General features: G+C 66.7%; 19 protein-coding genes and 1 riboswitch. Of the genes, 11 read left to right on the plus strand and 8 right to left on the minus strand.

Annotation, left to right across the window (positions count from 1 at the left end; genetic code table 11):
- Positions 1-77: 77 nt before the first annotated feature.
- Positions 78-938 carry a TetR family transcriptional regulator C-terminal domain-containing protein gene (locus tag ACYVAN_RS13390; protein WP_460959357.1) on the minus strand — a complete coding sequence of 287 codons (861 nt, stop codon included), beginning with the start codon at positions 936-938 and terminating at the stop codon, positions 78-80.
- 335 nt (positions 939-1,273) lie between these two features.
- Between ACYVAN_RS13390 and ACYVAN_RS13395 the strand changes: the two genes are divergently transcribed.
- On the plus strand, positions 1,274-2,836 hold the full coding sequence (locus tag ACYVAN_RS13395) for a BCCT family transporter (RefSeq protein WP_460959359.1): 1,563 nt from the start codon (positions 1,274-1,276) through the stop codon (positions 2,834-2,836).
- 90 nt (positions 2,837-2,926) lie between these two features.
- On the opposite strand, the gene ACYVAN_RS13400 is transcribed toward ACYVAN_RS13395, so the two are convergent.
- From ACYVAN_RS13400 to ACYVAN_RS13420, 5 genes are all read right to left on the minus strand, one after another.
- Positions 2,927-3,106: a hypothetical protein gene (locus ACYVAN_RS13400; RefSeq protein WP_460959361.1), complete on the minus strand. Its 180-nt coding sequence runs from the start codon at positions 3,104-3,106 to the stop codon at positions 2,927-2,929.
- Positions 3,107-3,237: 131 nt separating this feature from the next.
- Positions 3,238-3,990, minus strand: coding sequence for an enoyl-CoA hydratase-related protein (locus ACYVAN_RS13405; protein WP_460959363.1), 753 nt, complete (start codon positions 3,988-3,990; stop codon positions 3,238-3,240).
- 318 nt (positions 3,991-4,308) lie between these two features.
- The gene (locus ACYVAN_RS13410) at positions 4,309-6,429 is read right to left on the minus strand and encodes a catalase (protein WP_460959365.1); all 2,121 of its coding nucleotides are present in this window, start codon (positions 6,427-6,429) and stop codon (positions 4,309-4,311) included.
- 121 nt (positions 6,430-6,550) lie between these two features.
- Positions 6,551-7,045 carry a VTT domain-containing protein gene (locus tag ACYVAN_RS13415; protein WP_460959367.1) on the minus strand — a complete coding sequence of 165 codons (495 nt, stop codon included), beginning with the start codon at positions 7,043-7,045 and terminating at the stop codon, positions 6,551-6,553.
- A gap of 175 nt (positions 7,046-7,220) precedes the next feature.
- Positions 7,221-7,931, minus strand: a complete 711-nt coding sequence (locus ACYVAN_RS13420) for a FadR/GntR family transcriptional regulator (protein ID WP_460959369.1) — start codon at positions 7,929-7,931, stop codon at positions 7,221-7,223.
- A gap of 189 nt (positions 7,932-8,120) precedes the next feature.
- Here ACYVAN_RS13420 and ACYVAN_RS13425 point away from each other — a divergent pair, with 189 nt between their 5' ends.
- The 4 genes from ACYVAN_RS13425 to dhbC all read left to right on the plus strand — a co-directional run bounded on the left by ACYVAN_RS13425 (position 8,121) and on the right by dhbC (position 13,954).
- Complete coding sequence (locus ACYVAN_RS13425) at positions 8,121-9,488, plus strand: SLC13 family permease (protein ID WP_460959371.1); 1,368 nt, start codon at positions 8,121-8,123, stop codon at positions 9,486-9,488.
- A 26-nt stretch (positions 9,489-9,514) separates the two neighbouring features.
- Positions 9,515-10,948, plus strand: coding sequence for an acyl-CoA synthetase (locus tag ACYVAN_RS13430; protein ID WP_460959373.1), 1,434 nt, complete (start codon positions 9,515-9,517; stop codon positions 10,946-10,948).
- Positions 10,941-12,293 carry a carboxyl transferase domain-containing protein gene (locus ACYVAN_RS13435; RefSeq protein WP_460959375.1) on the plus strand — a complete coding sequence of 451 codons (1,353 nt, stop codon included), beginning with the start codon at positions 10,941-10,943 and terminating at the stop codon, positions 12,291-12,293. The genes ACYVAN_RS13430 and ACYVAN_RS13435 overlap by 8 nt, the downstream gene beginning before the upstream one ends.
- A gap of 410 nt (positions 12,294-12,703) precedes the next feature.
- Positions 12,704-13,954: an isochorismate synthase DhbC gene (gene dhbC / locus ACYVAN_RS13440; protein ID WP_460959377.1), complete on the plus strand. Its 1,251-nt coding sequence runs from the start codon at positions 12,704-12,706 to the stop codon at positions 13,952-13,954.
- A gap of 41 nt (positions 13,955-13,995) precedes the next feature.
- On the opposite strand, the gene ACYVAN_RS13445 is transcribed toward dhbC, so the two are convergent.
- Both ACYVAN_RS13445 and ACYVAN_RS13450 read right to left on the minus strand, forming a co-directional pair.
- Positions 13,996-15,588 (minus strand): beta-N-acetylhexosaminidase, encoded by a 1,593-nt coding sequence (locus ACYVAN_RS13445; protein ID WP_460959379.1) that lies wholly within the window; start codon positions 15,586-15,588, stop codon positions 13,996-13,998.
- Between the two features lie 208 nt (positions 15,589-15,796).
- Positions 15,797-17,674, minus strand: a complete 1,878-nt coding sequence (locus ACYVAN_RS13450) for a propionyl-CoA synthetase (RefSeq protein ID WP_460959381.1) — start codon at positions 17,672-17,674, stop codon at positions 15,797-15,799.
- A gap of 528 nt (positions 17,675-18,202) precedes the next feature.
- On the opposite strand from ACYVAN_RS13450, the gene ACYVAN_RS13455 reads away from it, so the two are divergent.
- From ACYVAN_RS13455 to ACYVAN_RS13480, 6 genes are all read left to right on the plus strand, one after another.
- Positions 18,203-18,427, plus strand: a complete 225-nt coding sequence (locus tag ACYVAN_RS13455; RefSeq protein WP_460959383.1) for a hypothetical protein — start codon at positions 18,203-18,205, stop codon at positions 18,425-18,427.
- 116 nt (positions 18,428-18,543) lie between these two features.
- On the plus strand, positions 18,544-19,272 hold the full coding sequence (locus ACYVAN_RS13460; RefSeq protein WP_460959385.1) for a CDP-alcohol phosphatidyltransferase family protein: 729 nt from the start codon (positions 18,544-18,546) through the stop codon (positions 19,270-19,272).
- A gap of 149 nt (positions 19,273-19,421) precedes the next feature.
- On the plus strand, positions 19,422-19,808 hold the full coding sequence (gene gcvH / locus ACYVAN_RS13465; RefSeq protein WP_460959387.1) for a glycine cleavage system protein GcvH: 387 nt from the start codon (positions 19,422-19,424) through the stop codon (positions 19,806-19,808).
- 117 nt (positions 19,809-19,925) lie between these two features.
- Positions 19,926-20,390 carry a glycogen accumulation regulator GarA gene (gene garA / locus ACYVAN_RS13470; RefSeq protein WP_460959388.1) on the plus strand — a complete coding sequence of 155 codons (465 nt, stop codon included), beginning with the start codon at positions 19,926-19,928 and terminating at the stop codon, positions 20,388-20,390.
- 376 nt (positions 20,391-20,766) lie between these two features.
- Positions 20,767-21,243, plus strand: a complete 477-nt coding sequence (locus ACYVAN_RS13475) for a bifunctional nuclease family protein (RefSeq protein ID WP_460959390.1) — start codon at positions 20,767-20,769, stop codon at positions 21,241-21,243.
- A 436-nt stretch (positions 21,244-21,679) separates the two neighbouring features.
- Positions 21,680-22,225 (plus strand): MerR family transcriptional regulator, encoded by a 546-nt coding sequence (locus ACYVAN_RS13480; protein WP_460959392.1) that lies wholly within the window; start codon positions 21,680-21,682, stop codon positions 22,223-22,225.
- A gap of 92 nt (positions 22,226-22,317) precedes the next feature.
- Positions 22,318-22,423: riboswitch (glycine riboswitch) on the plus strand.
- Positions 22,424-22,469: the final 46 nt, after the last annotated feature.

Here is a 22,469-nt window from a genome sequence, read left to right on the forward strand (position 1 = left end):
TGTGGGCGCGTTCGGCTACCGCCGGGGCGTTCGGGCGCCCGGGCGGTGATTCGGTGTTCTACGGTTTGGCGGCTGGTTCAGCCGCGGACGATCTCGCGTTCGACGTAGTCCCGAAGGATCTGGTGCATCCGCTGTGCCGACCTGCCGGGGCGACCGGTCATCACCTGGATGCCGAGACCGTCGATAAGGGCGGTCAGGCTGACCGCGAGTTCCTCGGCGTCGGTGTCGGTGAACACGCCTTGTTCCTGGCCCTGCCGGATCGTGCGGGCGATCGTTTCGTGCCAGCGCGTGTACGAATCGTTGTGCAGAACCTGGAGTTCGGGATTCAGCGCGGTCTCGTTCCAGATCTGCAACCAGATCGACCATTCGGACCGCAGCAGTCCGGGGGTCGGCAGTTGAAGATCGACCAGTCGCAACAGCCGCTCATGGGCGTCTTCGATGCTGTGCAGTTCGGCGACCTGCCGGTCGAAAGCCAGCCGCACGGAGTAGCGGAGGGTTTCGGTGAGCAGGTCGTCCCGGCCCGGGAAGTAGTAGTGGATCGCACCGGGGCTGGTCCCGCAAGCACGTGCGACATCCGAGATCCGGACCGAGTGGTAGCCCTGTTCGGCGACGAGCTGCCATGCGGCGTCCAGGATCTGCTGGTACCGACCGGCTTCTCGGGCGTTGTCGGGCTCGATCCCGGGAAGAGCCGTCCGCTTGGGAGCGGCCGCGACCGTCTCGACATCGTCCTTGCCGTTGATCAGCCAGTTCACCGTCACGTTGCCGACCTCGGCGATGCGGGTCAGTTCGGTGGGGGTGAACCGGCGGGTACCGGTCAGTGACTTCGACAACTTGGTCGCGTCCAAGCCGATCCGCTCGGCGACCGCCCGCTGGCTGTCCGGGTGGTCGCGAATGACGTCCCGTACCCGTCGACGCAACTCGACTGTCGTGTCCTGCACGACGATGACGCTAGCACCGCATTGCGACAATCGCAATTGTCGCCCCCTGTGTTGCGATGTGTCGCACCGGTGACGGGGTATTGAAGACAGATGAACGGCATTGTGACCTGGAACTTCAAGAAGAAGGCTTGACCCTGGCGGACGAGTGGAGGCACGCTCATCCGGTCTGACTGGCCCGTAAGCCAGTCGAATCGCAATACTGCGGGCGATCCATCGGTGATCGTTCCCGGCGCGGCTGTCGCCGAGGTGCGGACGGAGTTGCCCGGCGACAACACAACCTTGGAGGTGCTTCCGTTATCGGTGTCCCAGCCGAGAAGATTCGGATCGAAAAGCGGGTGTTCTGGCCCGCTCTGCTGCTCGTGGGAATCATCTGCGTGCCGGTCGCGCTTGTTCCGGAGCAGGGCAAGAACGCGCTCGACCTGATTCTGGGCGTGCTGACCGGAAAATTCGGGTGGCTCTACCTGTGGTTCGCCGTGGCGGTCGCGGGCTTTCTCGGCTGGCTGGTCTTCTCCCGCCACGGCCGGGTGAAGTTCGGCGATCCCGACGATGAACCGGAGTTCTCCACGCTGAGTTGGCTCGGCATGATCTTCACCTCCGCAATCGGCGGCGGGATCATGTACTGGGGGATCATCGAGTGGGCTTACTACTACGACGACCCGCCGATGGGGATGCAGCCCCGCAGTGTGGAAGCCGCGCATTGGGCAGCCACCTACCCGATGTTCCACTGGGGATTCACCGCGTGGGGACTATTCTGCCTACCCGCCCTGGCGCTGACCTACGTCTACCACGTGCGCAAGCAGAAGACGCTCCGGCTCAGCGACGCGTGCCGGGGTGTCATCGGTGATCGGGCCGACGGTTGGCTCGGGCGCGGCATCGACGTCCTGTTCATCTTCGGGCTCATCGGTGCGGCGGGTACCTCGCTGGGGCTGGAGGTACCGGTGGTGTCCGAGGGGCTCGCGACCCTGTTGCCGGTGGACAAGGGACTGGTGCTCGACGTCGCGATCATCCTGGTCTGGACGGGGCTCTTCGGTTGCAGCGTGTTCCTCGGACTGCAGAAGGGCCTCAAGCGGCTGGCCAACATCAACGTGTGGCTCGCGTTCGGTCTCGGTGCCTTCCTGCTCGTCGCCGGACCGACCGTGTTCATGATCGACACCTTCACCAACAGCGTGGGCATCCTGCTGCAGAACGTCGTCGAGATGAGCTTCTACAGCGACCCCGTCGGCGGTTCCGGCTTCGAAGAGGACTGGACGATCTTCTACTGGGGCTGGTGGATCTCCTACGCACCGTTCGTCGGGCTGTTCGTCGCCAAGATCTCCAAGGGACGCACGGTCCGCGGGATGATCGGCGCACTGTGCCTGGCCGGGAGCGCGGGGTGCTGGCTGGCGTTCGGTCTGTTGGGCAACACGGCGCTGTTCTACGAGATCAACAAAATCGTCCCGGTCGCCGACATCGTGCAACAGGACGGTGACACCGCGGCGATCATGACCACGCTGTCGGCGCTGCCGCTGGGTTCGGTCGCAGTCGTGATCTTCACTCTCCTGCTGGTGCTCTTCCTCGCCACCACCTTGGACTCCTCGGCTTACACGATGGCGGCCGTGTCGTCGGCCCATCTCCCGCGCGATGCGGATCCCGCGCGCTGGCACCGGGTGTTCTGGGCGGTCGTGCTGGCAGGTGTGTCGATCGTTCTGATGTACGCGGGCGGGCTCGAAGCCCTGCAGACCCTGTCGATCATCACGGCATTCCCGCTGATCTTCGTGCTGATCCTCGTCATGGTCTCGTTCCGCCGCTGGTTGGTGGATGACGCACGTCAACGAGAGTCGAACACGGCTTCGGACGACAGCGGCCGGGCCCCGAGTGCACCGGCGGACGAAAGCGTCCGTCCGCCGGTGCACTCGTAGACTCGGCAGGTTCTCCGGAGGAGGGGGGCCCGCACCGGAGCGCCGGGTGCGGCGAGGCGGCCAGCAGCTGTTCGCTGCCTCCCCGCCCGGTCAACTCCAGTCGTAGGAGTCGTCATCCGGAACGATCTGCTGCTGCTCGACGAAGTCGGCCGGATTGGCGTTCGCGGTCGTCACTCCCGGCCCCACCGCCGTGGCCTCTTCCTCGTCCACGTCGTCTTCCGCCTGACGTGCCTGCTCGGCAGCATCGGCCTCGGGTGTTTCCGGATCCATGACAGCTCCTCTCGGGCCTCGGCGTCACGGTAGCGATTCGGCGGCACGATCGCCGACCGAACCCCTCGTGCCACCCTGCCGCGCTCGACCCGGAGGTTTCAACCTGCCGGTTGCGGGGGTAAACCAGCTACTCAATCCGGTCGGTCGTTCGGGCTGCTCCGGCGGTGCAGGGCGAACATCATGCGTTCAGCAGCCTCTGCGGTGGCGACTTCGAGGCCGCTGTCCAGTCCGGTGTAGACCTGCTGCTTGATCTCGGCCATCGATTCAGGAGAACAATCGGTGGCCAGCGAGTGGGCGTAGCCCCAAGCGGCATCGAGTACTTGGTCCGCGGGTAGCGCGCGGTCGACGAGACCGAGTTGTTCGGCTTCGACGCCCGGCAACGTCCGAGCGGACAGGAGAAGGTCGAGCGCCGTGCTGACCCCGACCAGTTTGGGGAGCAACCAGGCGATCCCGTGTTCGGCGATCAGCCCGTTCCGGCTGAAGGCGGTGGTGAAGCTCGCTTCCTCGGCGGCGAACCGAACGTCGGTGAACAGGGCCGTGACCAAGCCGATCCCGGCGACCGGGCCGTTGATGGCACTGATGATCGGCTTGCGGAGCCCGATCGGCAGGGACAACGGCCGGTCGTCCGGGTCCGAGATCCCGCCCTCGGCGAGGGCCGCGAAATCCGTGCCCGCGCAGAAGCCGCGTCCGGAGCCGGTCACCACGATCGCCCGGACATCGGGATCCTGCTCGGCGGCTTCCAGCAGGTCGAAATAGCGCGCCTGCATGGTCCGCGTCCACGCGTTGAGCTGAGCGGGGCGATTGAATCGCAACAGCAGGACACCGTCGCCGTACTCGGTCAGGACTTCGTCCTCACCGGCTGCGGCCGGGTCGGAGTGGGGCATTCCGATCACCTCCGTGCTGGGCGAAGCTACCCAGACCCGAGGTGCGGCCTCAAGAGAATCGCCAACAGCCGACACCATTGGTCGAATCCTCGTGGTCACCGTGATCGGGCACGGGCTCTGCGGTACCCCGGGCGGCAGCAGGCGCGCCATACCGGAGACCCGAACGGGCGCCGCCACGGCCAGCCCGGAGGGGGGCGGACGCCGATCGCGGTCGGCGTCCGCCACGAGGCGGCGTTGGGCAGCTTCGGGAAGGCACGTCGATGCCGCTCCGCTCGAGTCCCGGTGCGGTCACACCGCACCGGGCGGCGAGCCGAACGGTCACGCCGGAATGGAATCCGTGTCGCGATCCCACACGCGATGTCCGGAGAGAGCCGCGGCGAACTCCTCGACGAAATTCGGGGGCAGCGAACCACCGGTCTGAGCGGCGGTGACCACTCCCAGGTCGGAAACCACGCCGTTTCTTCCGTCGGACTTGCGTATCTCGTTGATCCCCGCCCGCTGGAGCAGTGCGAGCCCCTCATCGCTCGCGGCGACGGGTTTGGCGTGCTTGTAGGCCTCCGCGACGAAGTGGATCGTGTAGCCGTCGCCGGACAGCGCGCGGATACTGTCGGCCCCACCAGGCACGATCACGGCATCGTAGAGGACAGAGGCGACGGTGTGGATCGCTCGATCGATCCGCACCTCGGTGGAATCGCTGCCTCGGACGGTTCCGTCCTGCAGACTCATGATCTCGGCGGTGGCGCCCCGCTCGGAAAGCCCGCGGCGAATCGTCTCGACATCGGCCGGGTCGACCCCGTCGGCCACCAGTACCGCGACCTTGCGGGTGGCGATGGTGCCGGTTACCGAGTTCGCCTGGCTCAGCGCGGGGGAACTCTGCCCGTGGTTCGTGACGACGGCTTCCGCGGGTGGTGTCACCCCGATGCCCTCCGCGACGGCGACCGCGAGCTCGTGGTCGATGTGATTGATCTGCTCGACCGCGTTCTCCCGGATGTGCTGGTGGTCGACTTTGCCGAGCTCGAAACGGAACGCGGCGATGATGTGCTTTCGTTCCCACGGCGCCATGCTGTTCCAGAACAGCGTCGCTTGCTTGTAGTGCTCCTGGAAGCTCTCGCTGCGCTTGCGGATCTTGGAGCCTTCCACCTTCTCCTGGTAGTGCGAGAATGCCCCCGCATCGGCGCCCGCGAGGACCGGACACCCGCCTGCGATGCTGTTCTTGCTGTAACTCGTGCGTCCTCTGTGGACTTTCTGCTGTCCGAATCCGTCCCGCTGGTTGTTGGAGACGTCGGCGATCGGCCGGTTGACCGGCAGCTGCGCGAAGTTGGGGCCGCCGAGACGGATGAGTTGGGTATCGAGGTAGGAGAAGTTGCGAGCTTGGAGCAACGGGTCGTTGGTGAAGTCGATCCCGGGGACGATGTTGGCCGTGTGGAACGCGATTTGCTCGGTCTCCGCGAAGAAGTTGTCCGGGTTGCGGTTGAGCACCATCTTGCCCACCGGCTGAACCGGTACCTGCTCCTCGGGGATGATCTTCGTCGCGTCGAGCAGATCGAAGTCGAAGTCGAACTCCTTCGACTCGTCGACCAGCTGTACACCCAGCTCCCATGCGGGGTACTGGCCGTTCTCGATTGCCTCCCACAGGTCGCGCCGGTTGAAATCGGCGTCCTTGCCCGCCGCCTTCTGGCACTCGTCCCAGACCAGCGAGTGGGTCCCCAGTGCGGGCTTCCAGTGGAACTTGACGAAGGTGCCCTTGCCCGCGGCGTTGACGAACCGGAACGTGTGCACGCCGAAGCCCTGCATCATGCGGTAGCTGCGGGGGAGGGCACGATCGGACATCAGCCACATGATCGTGTGCAGCGTCTCGGGCTGTAGCGACACGAAATCCCACAACGTGTCGTGCGCGGACGCGGCTTGGGGAATCTCGTTGTCCGGTTCCGGTTTGACGGCATGCACGAAGTCGGGAAACTTGATGCCGTCCTGGATGAAGAACACCGGGAAGTTGTTGCCGACGAGGTCGTAATTGCCCTCTCTGGTGTAGAACTTGGTCGCGAACCCGCGAACGTCCCGAACCGTGTCGGCCGATCCACGGGAACCGGCCACAGTGGAGAACCGGACGAACACCGGAGTCTGCTCCTGCGGATCGGTCAGGAACGCGGCCGCGGTGTAGTCGGAGAGCCAGGTGTCGTAGGGCTGGAAGTATCCGTAGGCACCCGCGCCGCGAGCGTGAACCACCCGCTCGGGAATGCGTTCGTGATCGAAGTGGGTGATCTTCTCTCGGGCGTGGAAGTCCTCGAGAAGGGTCGGGCCGCGTTCGCCGACGGTGACCGAATCATCCGTGTGATCGACTCGCGTGCCCTGCTGGGTCGTGAGGTATGTCCCTTGCGGGTCCTGACGAACGTGATCGAGCTGCTCCTGCTTGTCGCCGTGCTGCGAACGGTCAGGCATGCCGAGCCTCCGAGATGCGTGAGTGGTCTTTCACGCTCGGTTTCCCGCATGCGCTGACCGGTATGCACATCTCCCGGGTACAAGGCGCCCCTGAAGGCGTGATGTCGTCCGCCCCGGCTGCTCAGCCGCCCAGCGCGGACGGAAGGTAGTGGGCCAGGCCCGGAATCGCCGCGATCAGCAGGAAGTGGAGGATTCGGCCCGGGACGCTCACGGCGAGGAAGCCGGCCGTGGGTACGCCCGCCGCGCCTGCGAGGAAGCACAGCGCGGTGAACGGTGGAAAGCTCAGGACTGCACTGACGAACAGGGCGCTGAGGCCCCACCACGGTCGCTCCGCGGTTCGTGCGTGGAACTTCTCCAGCCACGCCGCCCAGCGACCACCGCTCTTCGACTCGGTCATTCGGGTGATTCGTCTTCCCAGTGTGAAACTCCCCTTGCCCGCGAGGTAGAAGAGCGTCTTACCGGTCATTTGCCCCACCGCGGCGGCCAACGCCAACGGCCACCAAGTCAGCCCGTCCACGGTGGAGAGCACCCCGAGCAGGTAGATCTCGATGTTGACCAGCGGAAAGACGCTGCCCAGCGCGGCGGTTCCGAAGGTGGCCCACAGCCAACCCATCATCGGACGAGCCCAGCTCGCACGCTACCGGGGGTTCGGTTCCCGTCGTCGGATCGGGCGCGGACAGAAATCAGGACGTACTCCGGACGAGTGGTGGGCTGATGATGTTCGCAGGATACCGGCCGTCAACCTGCTCCCACCGGCCGCGTGCGCCCACCCGCGAGCGGTCGCGTGCCGGCTACTCGGTGTCGTCGTCCGGGGTCCAAGTAAGCAGGCGAACGCGGCTCACCGTGCGGAGGTGCCTGCGCATCGCCGTGACCGCCGCGCGAGGTTCGCCTGCTCGGATGGCCGTGGCGATGCGCTCGTGCTGAGCGAGCGATTTGGGTGGCCGGTGCGGTTGGCGCAGCGACTCGTTGCGGCTCTCGGTGATCTCGTCGGCGATCGTGCGCATGAAGCCTGCGAGCGTCTGGTTGTGCGCGGCGGCGGTGACCGCCGCGTGGAAACGCCGATCGCCCTGGTTGCCGAGTCCACCCGCGTCGATGTCCGCGCGCATCTCCTCGAGCGCCGCGTCGAGCTCGGCGAGGTCGGAGTCGGTGCGCCGCTCGGCGGCGAGTTCGGCCAGTTTGGTCTCCATCGCCTCCCTGGCCTCGAGGATGTCGGGCAGGCGTCGCCTGCGGGCCACGAGTTCGTCGACCGGTTCCGGTTCCCATTGCTTGCTGAGCAGGTAGGTGCCGCCGCCGTGCCGGACCTCGACCAGGCCCTGGACCTCCAGTACGACGATCGCCTGCTTCACCGAAGCCCGGCTGACCCCGAGCCGATCGGCGAGTTCGCGTTCCGGCGGCAGTCGGTCACCGACCGCGAGTTCCGAAGCGGCGACGTGCTCCCGCAGGCGCTGCACAACCTGTTCGTAGAGGCGTGGGCGCGCCAGTGGGCGCAGGGCTTCGGGCACCGGAGGCCTCCGTGAACGATGCGGACCGGGTTTTCGCCAGGTTAGCACCGGACAAGTGGACGAGTGGCCGATCCACGCCAAGGTCACCTATTGACTCCAGGCGAACGACGGCCGCAAAGTGGTTCAGCCAGTAAACCACTGTGCCGCGCATCACCGAAGCCGTTTCGGGAGCCAGGCGAGGAGGCGGGCATGTCGCCCCAGCTCATATCCGTCGTTGCGCTGATCGGGTGTTTCATCGTGGCCACCACGATGCCCGTGAACATGGGAGTGCTGGCCTTCGTGGCCGCATTCCTCGTCGGAAGCCTCGCCGGTGGGCTCTCCGAGGACGAGGTCTTCGCCGGCTTTCCCGGGGACATCTTCGTGGTCCTGGTGGGCGTGACCTACCTGTTCGCCATCGCGCGGGCCAACGGCACCACGGACTGGTTGGTGTACTGGGCGGTCCGGTTGGTCCGTGGCCGGTTGGCGGTCATCCCGTGGGTCATGTTCGGCATCGGGGCGCTGCTGACCGCGATCGGTGCCGTCAGCCCGGCGGCTTGCGCCATCGTGGCGCCGATCGCGTTGAACCTGGCCGCACGGCACGGGATCAATCCGCTCCTGATGGGCGCGATGGTGGTCCACGGGACGCAGGCAGGCGGTTTCTCGCCGATCAGCGTCTACGGGACGATCGTGAACGGGGTGGTCGCCGAGAACGGTCTGCCGGGCAGTCCTGTCGTGCTTTTCGCGGGCGCCTTCCTGGCCAACCTCGCGATCGCGGGCGTGGTCTTCGTCCTCTTCGGCGGCATGCAGCTGATCCGCGCACCACGAGCCGAGCAGGTCGCCGTCGCGGTAGGCGGTGGGAGCCGCGAGACCCCGGATACCGGAACCCTTGCAACCGGAACTCCTCCCACCGGAACCCCGGCAACCGGCTCCCCGACAACCGGAGCATCGGGTGGTTCGGAACCGCTGGGGGAGGAGCTGGTGTTGAACCGCGACCGGATGCTCACGCTGCTCGGGTTGGGGATCCTCGTGGTGTGCACGCTGGTCTTCGGGCTGGACGCGGGATTCGTGGCGATGACCATCGCGCTGGCCCTCACGCTGATCTCGCCCAATACGGCGCGGAACGCGACCTCGGAGATCACGTGGCCGACCGTGTTGCTGATCTGCGGTGTGCTCACCTACGTCGGGGTGCTGCAAGAAATGGGCACGATCGATTACGCGGGGAATGCGGTGGCCGGTGTTGGAATCCCGCTGCTGGCCGCGCTGCTGCTGTGCTACATCGGCGGAATAGTGTCGGCATTCGCCTCGTCGGTCGGTCTGATGGGGGCGTTGATCCCACTGGCGGTCCCGTTCCTGATGCAGGGCAGCATCAGCGCTGTCGGGATGGTCACGGCTCTGGCGGTTTCCGCGACGGTGGTGGATGTGAGCCCGTTCTCCACGAACGGGGCGATCGTGCTGGCCAACGCCAAGGGTGTCGACCGCGACGTGTTCTTCCGGAAGCTTCTGGCCTACGGCACAGCCGTGGTGGTGGCCGCGCCGACTGTGGTCTGGCTCATTTTCGTGGTGCCCAATTTCGGGTGAGATGTTCGGTGAGCATGGAGGTTCGCATGGACGGGTTGTTTCCCAGGCTGCAAGAGGCCGGAGTGGGGGAGGCACTGCGCTTCGGTGATCGCGCGCTGACCTACGGCGAGTTGGCCGGAGTGGCTGCCGAAGTGGTCGAGCGAGTGGGAAGCGCACGACGTGTGGCTGTGTGGGCCACGTCCGGACCCGAGGCATGCGCGGCCGTGGTCGGCGGTCTGGTCGCCGGTGCGGCAGTAGTTCCGCTGAATCCGAAACTCGGCGAGCGGGAGCTGGCGCACATCGTGGAGGACAGCCGCCCGGAACTGCTGCTGGCGGCACCGGGTTTCGAAGCGCCGGCCGAGCTGGCCGGCATTCCCCTGCACGAGGTCGATCTCGCGGAATGGTCCAAGCCGCTGCCGCCGGAGCCGGTCGAGGACGGTCCCGCGCTGATCGTCTACACCTCGGGGACGACCGGTCCGCCAAAGGGCGTGGTACTCCCGCGTGAGGCCGTTCGCGCGAACCTGGACGCCTTGTTCGAGGCGTGGCAGTGGACGGCAGACGACGTCCTGGTGCATGCGCTGCCGCTGTTCCACGTGCACGGTTTGATCTTGGGGACGCTGGGTCCGTTGCGGATCGGTGGCAGCGTGCACCACCTCGGCAAGTTCACTTCGAAGGCCGCGGCCGACGAATTGGCCGGTCCGGCGACCATGATGTTCGGCGTTCCCACGATGTACCACCGCCTCGCCGAGGACGCCGAAGCAGACCCCGCGATCGGCGACGCCGTCGCCGAGGCGCGGCTGCTGGTTTCCGGATCCGCCCCGTTGCCCGCCGTCCAGCACGAGCGCATCGCCAGGTTGACCGGTCAGCAGGTCGTCGAGCGCTACGGAATGAGCGAGACGATCATGAACTGCGGCGTGCGCGCCGACGGTGACCGCAGGCCGGGGTACGTCGGGTTGCCGTTCGCAGGCGTGGAGCTCAGGCTCGTTGACGAGGCGGGTGTCGAAATCGAGGTCAGCGACGACGAGACCGTCGGCGAAATCCACGTGCGCGGGCCGAATCTGTTCACCGAGTACCTCAACCGGCCGGATGCGACCCAAGCCGCGTTCGTCGACGGTTGGTTCCGCACCGGGGATGTCGCGACTCGAGCCCCGGACGGGTACATCCGCATCGTCGGACGTACCGCGACCGACATCATCAAGAGTGGCGGTTACAAGATCGGGGCAGGAGAGATCGAGAACGCGCTGCTCGAACATCCGGCGGTAGCCGAGGTCGCGGTCGCCGGTGAGGACGACCCGGACCTGGGGGAGCGAATCGCCGCATGGATCGTGCCCGCTCCCGGTCGGTCCGCCGACGAGACCGAGCTGAGTGATCACGTGGCCAGGTTGCTCACCCCGCACAAGCGCCCGAGGGTGGTCCGCTTCGTCGAGGCGTTGCCGCGCAACGAGATGGGCAAGGTCATGAAGAAGGCGCTGCATGGGTGAGCACGTCGGAGCGCGTGAGCTGGTCGAAGCCGTCTGCGAGCGGTTCGAGGAGTTCACGGCCCGGCCGGCTCACGCGCCCGACGGCCCGTTGGGGTGGCCGGGTTACGAGGAGCAGCTCGAACGGGCCGCCGACCGCACGGGAGCGGGCGAAGCCGTGGTGTGCGGCCGAGGATGGGTGGCCGACCGGCCCGTCGTGGTCGTCGCGTTCGAGTTCGGCTTTCTCGGCGGGTCCGTGGGAGTGGAGACCGGTGAGCGGATCGTGGCCGCTTTCGAACGGGCCCGAGAACTGCGGTTGCCGGTCATCTCGCTGGTCGCCTCGGGCGGCAGCAGGATGCAGGAGGGGACGTGCGCGCTCGGGCAACTGCAGGCCATCGCCCGCGCGTGCCTGTTGACCAAGCAGGCGCGGATTCCGCATATCACAGTGCTGCGCAATCCGACCACGGGCGGGATGTGGGCATCGCTGTCGGCTTCGGCGGATCTGGTGCTGGCATTGCCGCACGCCGCGGTGGCTTTCGGCGGCAGTCGGGTTCGAGATTCGGCGGAGAACGGGGCTGCGTTCACGGCCGAAGGGAAGCTGGCGACCGGGCAGGCCGACGGCATCGTCGATGAATCCGAGCTGCCCGGAGTGCTGGAACGGTTGGTGGTGTTGCTGCACCCGCAGTGGTTGTGCCGCCCACCGGAGCCCGCCGACCTCCCGGGGGCGTTGGCGGGGCCGGACCTCCCGGAGAGCGGGTGGGAGGCGGTGTTGCGCGCGCGTGAGGCGCGGCGCCCGCGTGCGAGTGAGTACCTCGATCAGTACTTCACGACCCGCTTTGAGATCAGCGGCGATCGCGCCGGTGGTGTCGATCCCGGAATCATGTGCGGGTTCGGCTCCCACGACGGGCGGACGGTGGCGTTCGCCGCGCAGACCGGGAGCTCCAACACGCCCGCCGGATTCCGGACGGCCGCGAGGCTGATTCGGCTGGCCGACCGGATGGGGACCCCGATCCTGACGCTGGTCGACACCCCGGGAGCAGCGAACGACGCGGAGTCCGAGCAGCGTGGGGTCGGGCCGGCGCTTGCGGAGTTGTTCGCAGCGGTCGCGGAGGTTCGGGTCCCGATCACCACCCTGGTCATCGGGGAAGGCGGCTCTGGTGGGGCACTGGCGTTGGCGGCGCCGGGGCGGACCTGGATCTCGGCCGATGCTTACTTCGCGGTGATAGCTCCGGAGCTGGGAGCCGCGATCCTCAAACGAGATGTAGACGAGATCCCCGAGTTGGCGGACCGGTTGCACTTGCGGCCGCAGGACCTGCTGGAGTTGGGCTTGGTGCGGGGGATCGTTCCACCTCCTCGTGATGATCACTAAGGGTGTTGATTACGCCTCCGGAGTGAGAAGTCTGCCCCGTGTTGTCGGGGCCTGGAGGGCTTTGGAATGCTCTCAGTGATCGATACCACCTGAACCGGGTCCTGCGTAGGGCCATCCGTGCTCTAGACTCGGACCAAGTGGGTAAGGTTAGCCTTTCCTTTCTTTGGTGTCCCGGTGTGGAGCGATGAGGGGTACGGAACGGATGCGAATCAGCGGCAGGACAGCCGTGGTGACCGCCGAGGTCGACGGTTCGTCCCGGCAACGGTCGAAGCGACGGACCACGTCCCGGTGTCCACGAACCGGATCGAGCGCTATCCCGTTGACGCCGGCCCCGCAGGGCGGGCGACTCCACCGGTCCTTCCCGCCTGAGCTCGCGAGCACGGCGACCCCGCTGCACCGGAAGGTACACATTGACCACCGACAGTGAGATCCGGCCCGCCGGTAACACCGAGGAGTCCACGGCCGCGAGCGCGCTGGACGACTACCGCGCGGGTGACTCCTTCTTTTTCGCCTCGCCCCGGTCGGCCATGCTGGCCCGCGGCGTCGAGGGGACGGTTCCGAAGGTCGAGTGCGCGACTCGGCGAGGTCTGGCCGAGCGCGTTGACGAGTTCCTCGCCGGTGCAGCGGATTTCGGTCGAAGCTCCCCGATGGTCGTCGGCGCGGTGCCCTTCGCGGACGACCTGCCCGCACACCTCGTGCTGCCCGGCGAGGTCGTGCGTGAATCCCCGCTCGCGGCGGGCCGGGTCCCGACTCCGACCCCGGCACGCGCGCCGGACGGCGCGCTCCGGCAGGTGCCGAGCCCCGACGAGTATCAGCGCGGCGTGCGTCGAGCACTGCGGCGGATGGACGAGGACGAACTGAACAAGGTCGTGCTCGCCCGGATGCTGGAATTCTCGCTGACCGAGCCCATCGACACGAACGCCGTGCTGCGCAACCTCGCTGCCGGAGATCCGAACGGATACACCTTCGCAGTGGATCTGCCGGTTCGAGGTGAGGACGGTTCCCGCGACTCGTTCGGCCCGAAGCCCAGGCTGGATCGGACCCTGATGGGAGCGAGCCCCGAACTGCTCGTGTCCAAACACGGAAACCGGGTGCGTTCGAACCCGATGGCAGGCTCCCGGCCGCGCGACCGGAACCAGGCCGAAGACCGCCGTAGGGCCGACGAACTGCGCGGCTCGGACAAGGACCTGCGGGAACACGCGGCCGTCGTCGAAGCGGTCGCCGAGGGGCTCCGCCCGCTGTGCCGAAACCTGCGGGTCCCGCACGAGCCCTCGCTGACCAGCACTGCCGCCATGTGGCACCTGTCCACCGAAATCACCGGCGAACTGCGCGACCCGGACACCTCGTCGCTGGAACTCGCGACCGCGCTGCACCCGACCCCGGCGGTGTGTGGAACGCCCGTACCCGCCGCACGCCGGATCATCACCGGCACCGAGCCGTTCGAGCGAGGCTACTACGCGGGCATGGTCGGGTGGAGCGATTCATCCGGTGACGGCGAATGGGTGGTGGCCATCCGCTGTGCCGAAGCCGAGGACGAGATGCTGCGCCTCTTCGCAGGCGCCGGCGTCGTCCACGGCTCCGATCCGGTGGAGGAACTCGCCGAAACGTCGGCGAAGTTCCGAACCGCACTAGCCGCCATGGGACTGGAACGAATCCTCTGAACGAGCTCGCACCTGTGTTGCCTGCGTGGTTCGGTATCCGATCACCGTTCCGGCGGCCACGGAACCTGCGGTGATCGGTAGTAGTCGATGCCGAGGAGGTCCCACCGGGGGGCCTGTGCGGCCAGGCGCCGACGGAACCCCTCCCAATCGTGGGTCTCGGCCGCCGACCAACCCAGCTCGGCAACGGCCGGTAACCTCGGGAACGCCATGAACTCCAGGTCGTCCGATGTCTCCAGGGTCTCCGACCACAGGGGAGCTTCCACTCCCAGAACCGATTCCTCCGGAACGTCCCGCAGATGGCTGCCGGGGTTCCAGCCGTACGCGTCCGCGACGTCGGTGTAACCGGCCCAGTCCAGGCCGAGTTCGGTGCCCTCGTCGTACTTCATGTCGAGATAGGCCTTGTTGGCGGGCGAGAGCAGAATCTTGTTCCCGCGTGCGGCGGCCTCCGCGACCAGCGGATCGGAATCGGCCGTACCCCAGTACTGGACCACTGCCGACGGAGGTGGAGTGGCTTTGGCGTACTCGTGCCAGCCGATCTGGGTCTTGCCGTGTTTCTCGACGATCGGCAGGACGCGGTCCATGAACGTCCGGTATTCCTCGTCCGAAGTCGCATCGGCTTCGTCGCCGCCGATGTGGATGTAGCGCCCCGGGGTGAGGGCCGCCAACTCGCGGATCACGTCGTCGACGAATCGGTAGGTGACCTCCTTGTCCACGCACAGCGAGCTGAAACCGACCTCGATACCGGTGTAGAGCGGTGGTGCGACGCCATCGCAGTTCAGCTCGGCGTACGAGGACAGCGCGGCGTTGGTGTGCCCGGGCATGTCGATCTCGGGCACGACCGTGATGTTGCGGGAGGCAGCGTAGGCGACGATCTCGGAGTATTCCTGCTGCGTGTAATAGCCGCCCGGGCCACCGCCGACCTCGGTGCTGCCGCCGTGCTCGGTCAGTCGGGGCCAGCTGTTGATCTGGATCCGCCAGCCCTGGTCGTCGCTCAGGTGCAGGTGCAGGTAGTTCAGTTTGTATCGCGAGATCTGGTCGATGTAGCGCTTGACCTGTTCGACCTCGAAGAAGTGCCGTGCCACATCGAGCATCGCCGCTCGATGGGAGAACCGGGGCCGATCGACGAGCTCACCGCCGGGAACCGTCCACGGGCCGGGTTCGACGCGGTCTCCGTCGATCTCCGGCGGGAAGAGCTGACGAAGCGTCTGCACCGCGTTGAACAGCCCGCCCGGTGCGTTCGCGAGAACGGTCACCACCTCGTCGGTGATGCGGAGCCGGTATCCGGCAGGGCCGAGCTCGTCGTCCGCGGTCAATCGCAGCTCGACATCACCCCGCTTTGGTCTTCCGCGGTTGATCGGAAGCGGGTAACCGGTCGACGGCCGAAGAATCCCGGCGAGCTGGTCGGCTGCCGCGCGGGTCCCCGCGCCGGCCCGGAGTCCGCTCGTCTTGGTCAGCTCGAACGTCGCGGAAGGGTCGGCGTGCACGGACACCGGAGCGGGTACCACGTCGTGCAGGCGGGACGACTGGTCCGGAGCGCTGAAGGCCGCCGGCGTCGCCCCCGCGGTGGCGAGGAGGAGCGCCAACATCGCGCCGATACCGAGGTGTGTCTTGGAGCGTGGCCTAAGTCGTGTCATGGGCACCCACTTGGGTCGGAAATACCGGAGGCTCCAGAGGTATAGACCAGACTCGTGGGCGGCGTCAGCCGCCGAACGGAGGCTTTGCCGCTACCCGCCCCTGTAACCCGCCGCTCCCGGCGCGTGGATCCCGTACGACACCAGGTGTCCATCAGGAGTGCGCTCGCTCGGGTGACCCGCTACCCAGCCGGTCACCCGAGCGTCGTGCTCAGTCGGCGCGAAGTGCCGAGCGCAGGTTCTCCAGCACCGACGGGTCCTCGATCGTCGAGGGCACCGTCGCTTTGCCGGTATCGGCGATCTCCCGCATCGACTTGCGCAGGATCTTGCCCGAACGGGTCTTCGGAAGGCCGTCCACCACGTCGACCTCCCGGAACGCGGCGACCGGGCCGATCTGATCGCGGATCGCCGCCACGAGCTCGGCGCGGAGAATCTCCTCATCCACGTCCGCGCCCGACTTCAGTACCACGAAACCGCGTGGAACCTGCCCCTTGAGCGGGTCGTGCACGCCGATCACGGCGCACTCGGCCACTGCGGGATGCGCTGCAAGGACCGCCTCCATGGAACCCGTCGACAGCCGGTGACCGGCGACGTTGATCACGTCGTCGGTGCGACCCATCACGAACACGTAGCCGTCCTCGTCGATGTATCCGTTGTCGCCGGTGATGTAGTAGCCGGAGTACCGCGACAGGTACGACTGCCGGAACCGCTCGTCATCACCCCACAGGGTCGGCAGGTTTCCCGGCGGCAGCGGCAGTTTGACGCAGATGGCGCCGTCCGTTCCGGCCTCCACCGGCTCCCCGGCTTGGTTCAGGACGCGGACGTCGTAGCCCGGGACCGGGACCGTCGGTGAGCCAGGCTTGACGGGCATCGGTTCCAGACCCCGCGGGTTCGCGCAGATCGGCCAGCCGGTTTCGGTCTGCCACCAGTGGTCGATCACCGGCACCCCGAGCTTGTCCACCGCCCACTGGTAGGTCTCCGGGTCCAGCCGTTCACCGGCCAGGAACAGGGTTTTCAGGCTGGAGAGGTCGTAGTCGGCGAGCTTCGAGGCCTCCGGGTCGACCCGTTTGATCGCGCGGAACGCGGTGGGCGCGGTGAACAGTGCTTTCACCCCGTGATCGGAGATGACCCGCCAGAAGGCACCCGAGTCCGGAGTGCCGACGGGCTTCCCCTCATAGACCACGGTCGTGGCACCGACCAGCAGCGGGGCGTACACGATGTAGGAGTGGCCGACCACCCACCCGACGTCGGAGGCGGTCCAGAACACGTCGCCGGGTCCGATGTCGTAGATGTTGCTCATCGACCAGTGCAACGCCACCGCGTGGCCACCGTTGTCCCGGACCACTCCTTTCGGGCGCCCGGTCGTGCCGGAGGTGTAGAGCACGTACAGCGGGTCGGTGGCCCGGACCGGAACGCAGTCGACTCGTTCGGCGCCCTCCATCGCGGTGTTCCAGTCGACGTCCCGCTCCCCGAGTTCGGCAGTGGCTTGCTCGCGCTGGAGAACGACAACGGCACCGGATTCGTGCGTCGCCAGCTCCAGTGCCTCGTCGACGATCGGTTTGTACTCGATCACCCGTCCCGGTTCGAGACCGCAGGAGGCCGCGACGATCACGCTAGGTTGGGCATCATCGATGCGCGCGGCAAGCTCCTTCGGGGCGAAACCACCGAAAACCACCGAGTGGATCGCGCCGATTCGCGCGCAGGCGAGCATGGTCACCAGCGCTTCCGGGACCATCGGCATGTAGATGACCACCCGGTCACCCTTGTCGACGCCTTGGTTCCGCAGCACCCCCGCGAACCGGGCAACTTGGTCGAGCAGCTCCCGGTACGTCCATCGCAAGAGGGTTCCGGTCATCGCCGAGTCCCAGATCAACGCCACCTGCTCGCCACGGCCGTCCCGGACGTGGCGGTCGACCGCGTTGAAGCACGTGTTCATGACGCCGTCGGGGAACCACTCGTAAAAAGGCGCCCCCGAATCGTCCAGCGCTCGCGCCGGTGCGTTCTCCCATTCGATAGCGCCCGCTGCGTCGAGCCAGAACCCTTCCGGGTCGGACAAGCTCCGCCGATGAGCTTCGGCGTAAGCACCCATGAATGACCTCCCGCGGTCGCTGCCGTGTGTGTTCCACCCGTTCCCCAGCGTGGGACGGCCGGATGTGCCGACCCTCACACAGGGGGCGGGCGCGGACATCATGCCGGAGCGACGGCCGCACGGCCACGGACGGTGGGGTTGATCGCAGGATTCGGCGTGCGCCGGAGGGCAGTTCGGGGAGGTCTCGGTCGGATCGGCTCAATCCGTCCGGGCGGCTTCGAGTCGCCGGCGCGGCGTCCGGCCCGTGTGCTCGTGGAGCTCCGGGGGCCCTTGACTGCCGAACGGTCCGCCGCGGAATGTCGAACGACCTGCTGTGGGACGACGAACGGTCGATCTTGCTTCGGCCCGGCTGATGTCCCGGACCGGGGTGGTCCCGCAACTCGGCGCCCGGAGCGTGCCGTCCGGCGCTGCTCCCCGGATTCGACGAGACATGGAGTGATCGGGAACACACAATCGGTGGTGGTCGGCCCGGCGGAGTTAACGCGCCATGCGAGCGGACCGACATCCGAATTGGAGGTGGCAACGCTGATGAACACGGAACCGACGTCTGCGTCCGGAGATGTCGACGGCGACCGCTGGTCCGTCGAACTGCCCACGATGCCTTGCAGCGTGGTCTGGAGCAACGGACATTCCTTCGTGCTCGAAGGCGTCGGAACCCGGGCCAGATGGGCCGGTGTCGACGACCGCGGGCGAGCCAGGTTCCTCACCGACGCCGATCTTCAACGCCGTGGCTGGAGCCACAACCGAAGCTGAACGTGTGTCACGGGCGTGGCCGCCGCAGGTCGGAACCCCGGCGTGTGGCACCCTGATTCCCAAGCATTCTGCGCAACGCGCACAAGTGGCGTTCGTGCGAACAAGGGGAGGGGCTCGTGGTGCAGGAAGCCGATGGCACCACGGATGGAACACCCGCCGGGTTCGACGGCCGGAGTCGCGAGGAAGGTCGCGAACCGGAAGGTCGGCAGGAGTCGGAAGTCGGCCCGCCCGACCCGGGGATCGATCGGATCAAGGAAGTCGCGGCCGGCGTCTGGAGCGAGCCGTGGCTGACGTTTCCCAACCTGCTCAGCGTGCTGAGGCTCGCGGGCGTGCCACTGTTCCTGTGGTTGCTGTTGGGACCACAGTCGGACCTTCTCGCTCTTCTCGTGCTCGTCATCAGCGGTGCGACCGACTGGCTAGACGGGAAGCTGGCGCGTTGGCTCAACCAGTACAGCAGGTTGGGCGAACTGCTCGACCCCGGGGCGGACCGCCTCTACATCATCGCGACGTTGGTGGCCTTCGTGCTGCGCGACGTGATCCCGTGGTGGATCGCTGCCGCGCTGATCGGTCGCGACGTGCTCCTCACGCTGTGCCTCCCGATACTGCGCTTCCACGGTTTCGAGCCTCCCGAGGTGCACTATCTCGGGAAGGCTGCGACGTTCTGCCTGATGTACGCCTTCCCGCTGTTGCTCCTGGTGCAGGGCGACTTCGCGTTCTCCGAGGTCGTGCGTCCGATCGCCTACGCGTTCACCTGCTGGGGCGGGGCGTTGTACCTCTGGGCGGGAGTGCTCTACCTGAGCCAGGTGATCTCGGCGGTGCGCTTGTCCAGGGCTGCCGGGGACTGAGCTCCGGGTCCCTGTGGGTGCCCAGCCCGCCTGCCCAGCCCGGCTGCACAGGCCGTCTTGCGGCTGGACAACCGGGCAAATAGGCTCGCCGGACCTAGCGATCACCTCGTGCGAGGGGTTCGAGAAGTCGAGCAGGAAGGCGGACCCAGGTGACGGCCCCGGAAGGGATCAAGTACACCCATGATCACGAGTGGGTTCTGCGCACCGGTGCGGACACCGTGCGGATCGGCATCACCGAGTACGCCCAGCAGCAGCTCGGCGACGTGGTCTTCGTTCAGTTGCCCGACGTCGGCGACAGCGTCGATTCCGGCTCGGGCATTGGTGAGGTGGAGTCGACCAAGAGTGTTTCGGACATCTACGCTCCGGTTTCGGGTGAGATCGTCGCGAAGAACGAGCAGCTCGACTCGCAGCCGGAACTGATCAACTCACAGCCGTACGGCGAGGGCTGGATGGTGGAGATCAAGCTCGGCGATCCCTCCGCCCCGGATGAACTTCTCGATGAGGACGCCTACCGAAACCTGATCGACCAGGGCTGATCACCTACGGCTCACGTCGCGGCCAGCCGATGTTGGGAGTCGCGCGACTGCGGCCTGGGGAGACACGGTACGTTGGTGCGTACTTGGCATGACCCATCCGCGTAGAGGAGAGCTCAGGTGAGCACGAACGACGGGCCCGGCGACGTTCCGCCGGAGCAGTCACCGGAGACCACCTCGGTCTTCAGGCCCTTCCTCTCGGAGCAGGAAAGCACCGAGAGTGCCTCCTCGGAGCCTGCTGCCTCCGGGGTTGACGCGCTGCCCGCCGGGTCCGCCCTGTTGGTGGTCAAGCGAGGCCCGAACGCGGGCTCGCGATTCCTGCTTGACCGCGAGACCACCAGCGCCGGACGTCACCCGGACAGCGACATCTTCCTCGACGACGTCACCGTTTCCCGGCGCCACGCGGAGTTCCGCCGGGAGGGCAACGATTTCGTGGTCGTGGATGTCGGCAGCCTCAACGGCACCTACGTCAACAGGGAACCTGTGGACACCTCGGTGTTGGCGAACGGTGACGAGGTACAGATCGGCAAGTTCCGATTGGTCTTCCTGACCGGTCCGATCGACGGCGGGCAGAGCGGCCGCTGAGGCGGCATCGGACGAACATCGGGGCGGCGCCCGGAGGGGTGTCGCCCCGATGTACCGACGGGAGGAGCGAGCAGCACTCGTGCTCCCGTCGGTGAATGTGACGATGCGGCGAACTACCCGCGATGAACACGACTTTTCGACCGGACCAGGCCATCGGACCGGGTTTTGTCGCCTCCCGCACGGTGTATCGTGGCGTGTTGTTGCTTGATTCAAAGCGATCAGACTCCGGTATTCGATTCCGTCGAACCGGGTGGGCTGGGCGAACGGTCGGAAGCGATGGGCGTGTCCGCCGTATCGCGGGTAGCGTCGGAGGCGTCGGTGCGCGATCCTCGACGGGGAAGTCACGCTTCGGCGCGCTGGAGGAGGCGATGTGACGATGAGCAGCGAGATGCGCGTCGTCGGCGTGCGAGTGGAACTACCAGCCAACCAGCCGATCCTGTTGCTGCGTGAGAACGAAGGCGAGCGGTACCTGCCGATCTGGATCGGATCGGTCGAGGCGACCGCGATCGCGCTGGAGCAGCAGGGAGTGCGACCTGCCAGACCGTTGACCCATGACCTGCTCAAGGACGTCGTCGGCGCTTTGGGACGCGAGTTGGAGCAGGTGAGGATCACCGATTTGCAGGAAGGCACGTTCTACGCCGAACTGATCTTCGACGGGGATGTGCGAGTCTCGGCGCGACCGAGTGACTCGGTTGCGCTGGCACTGCGCATCGGAGTGCCGATCCACGCCGACGAGGGTGTCCTCGATGAAGCCGGGTTGATTATCCCGGACGAGCAGGAGGACGAGGTCGAGAAGTTCAAGGAGTTCCTCGATTCGGTGTCGCCGGAGGATTTTCGGGGAGCCGACACCTGAGGTCTCCTGAACCGCGAGTTTCGTAATCAGCCCCGGACACGATAGTCGTGTCCGGGGCTGAGCTTTGGCCGGTAGTTGGTAGCCGGTAGCCGGTGCCGGTGCCGGTGCCGGTGAGCCGTCCGATCGATCCGCCCGGGCGGAGTTCGAGCGTGGGTCGTCCGGCGGACTCGTCCGGGCCGAGTAGAGCCGTTCGGCGGGGCGAGCGGCGCAGGCTGATTCGCCCGAGTTGTCGGTTCGGGTGCGTTGCGGTACGGGCCCCCGCGCGTCGCGTTGACCTGTCCGCGGGCCGGGCTTACCGTCGAATCACGCGAATTGCCCTGGTGTGATTTTCCAGGTCCGTTGTTCGCGGCCCTGGATCGTGTCGGTTCGGGCCCTGGTGGGCTCCGGCAGTCATGCCGGACGAGGGGAGGCAGGCGTGGTCGAGGAAGCACCGAGGGTGGAAGCCACTGCAGAGCAGGGAGAACTGTTTCCGGACGCTTCGCAACCGGACGAGCTTGTCGGGTATCGGGGTCCTGCGGCCTGTCAGATCGCCGGGATCACCTACCGCCAGCTGGACTACTGGGCGCGTACGAAGCTGGTCGGCCCGTCCATAAAGGGTGCGGAGGGTTCCGGCTCGCAGCGGCTCTACTCGTTCAAGGACATTCTGGTGCTCAAGGTTGTCAAACGACTCCTCGACACCGGGGTTTCGTTGCACAACATCCGGGTAGCGGTGGAGCATTTGCGGTGTAGGGGTGTGCAGGACCTCGCCAGGATAACGCTGTTCAGCGACGGGACCACAGTTTACGAGTGCACCTCTGCGGAGGAGGTGGTCGATCTGCTCCAGGGTGGCCAGGGAGTGTTCGGGATCGCGGTCAGCGGTGCCATGCGAGAGATCAGTGGAACGATCCACGAGTTCCCGGCCGAGCGCGCCGACGGTGCCGCGCCGCTCGCGCCGGTTGACGATGAACTGTCCCGTCGCAGGCGTGACCGCCAGACAGGGTGACGGTCGAGAGCGGGTCGCATCCAGTTTTGTGGGATCAGCTCACATTTGCGGGATGAATTCGTAGCTCTATCGGGTAGGCTTCGCCGCATCGTCGACCCCGTGCGGGAGAGACCGTCCGCGATCGAGAGGTCGTGGGCGGCGCCGAAGGAGCAACTTCTCCCCGACAACCTCTCAGGCCAGCTGGACCGTACGGGCGAGATACCTCTGGAAAGAGGGTTCACCACAGCTGTGGTGGTCCCCGCCG

Source organism: Parasphingorhabdus pacifica (genome assembly GCF_054779195.1).

Excerpts from the sequence above, each read along its gene's own strand:
- ACYVAN_RS13400 (WP_460959361.1), bottom strand. The coding sequence starts at position 3,106 with ATGGATCCGGAAACACCCGAGGCCGATGCTGCCGAGCAGGCACGTCAG.
- ACYVAN_RS13405 (WP_460959363.1), bottom strand. The coding sequence starts at position 3,990 with ATGCCCCACTCCGACCCGGCCGCAGCCGGTGAGGACGAAGTCCTGACC.
- ACYVAN_RS13410 (WP_460959365.1), bottom strand. The coding sequence starts at position 6,429 with ATGCCTGACCGTTCGCAGCACGGCGACAAGCAGGAGCAGCTCGATCAC.
- ACYVAN_RS13415 (WP_460959367.1), bottom strand. The coding sequence starts at position 7,045 with ATGATGGGTTGGCTGTGGGCCACCTTCGGAACCGCCGCGCTGGGCAGC.
- ACYVAN_RS13425 (WP_460959371.1), top strand. The coding sequence starts at position 8,121 with ATGTCGCCCCAGCTCATATCCGTCGTTGCGCTGATCGGGTGTTTCATC.
- ACYVAN_RS13430 (WP_460959373.1), top strand. The coding sequence starts at position 9,515 with ATGGACGGGTTGTTTCCCAGGCTGCAAGAGGCCGGAGTGGGGGAGGCA.
- ACYVAN_RS13435 (WP_460959375.1), top strand. The coding sequence starts at position 10,941 with ATGGGTGAGCACGTCGGAGCGCGTGAGCTGGTCGAAGCCGTCTGCGAG.
- ACYVAN_RS13445 (WP_460959379.1), bottom strand. The coding sequence starts at position 15,588 with ATGACACGACTTAGGCCACGCTCCAAGACACACCTCGGTATCGGCGCG.
- ACYVAN_RS13450 (WP_460959381.1), bottom strand. The coding sequence starts at position 17,674 with ATGGGTGCTTACGCCGAAGCTCATCGGCGGAGCTTGTCCGACCCGGAA.
- ACYVAN_RS13455 (WP_460959383.1), top strand. The coding sequence starts at position 18,203 with ATGAACACGGAACCGACGTCTGCGTCCGGAGATGTCGACGGCGACCGC.
- ACYVAN_RS13475 (WP_460959390.1), top strand. The coding sequence starts at position 20,767 with ATGAGCAGCGAGATGCGCGTCGTCGGCGTGCGAGTGGAACTACCAGCC.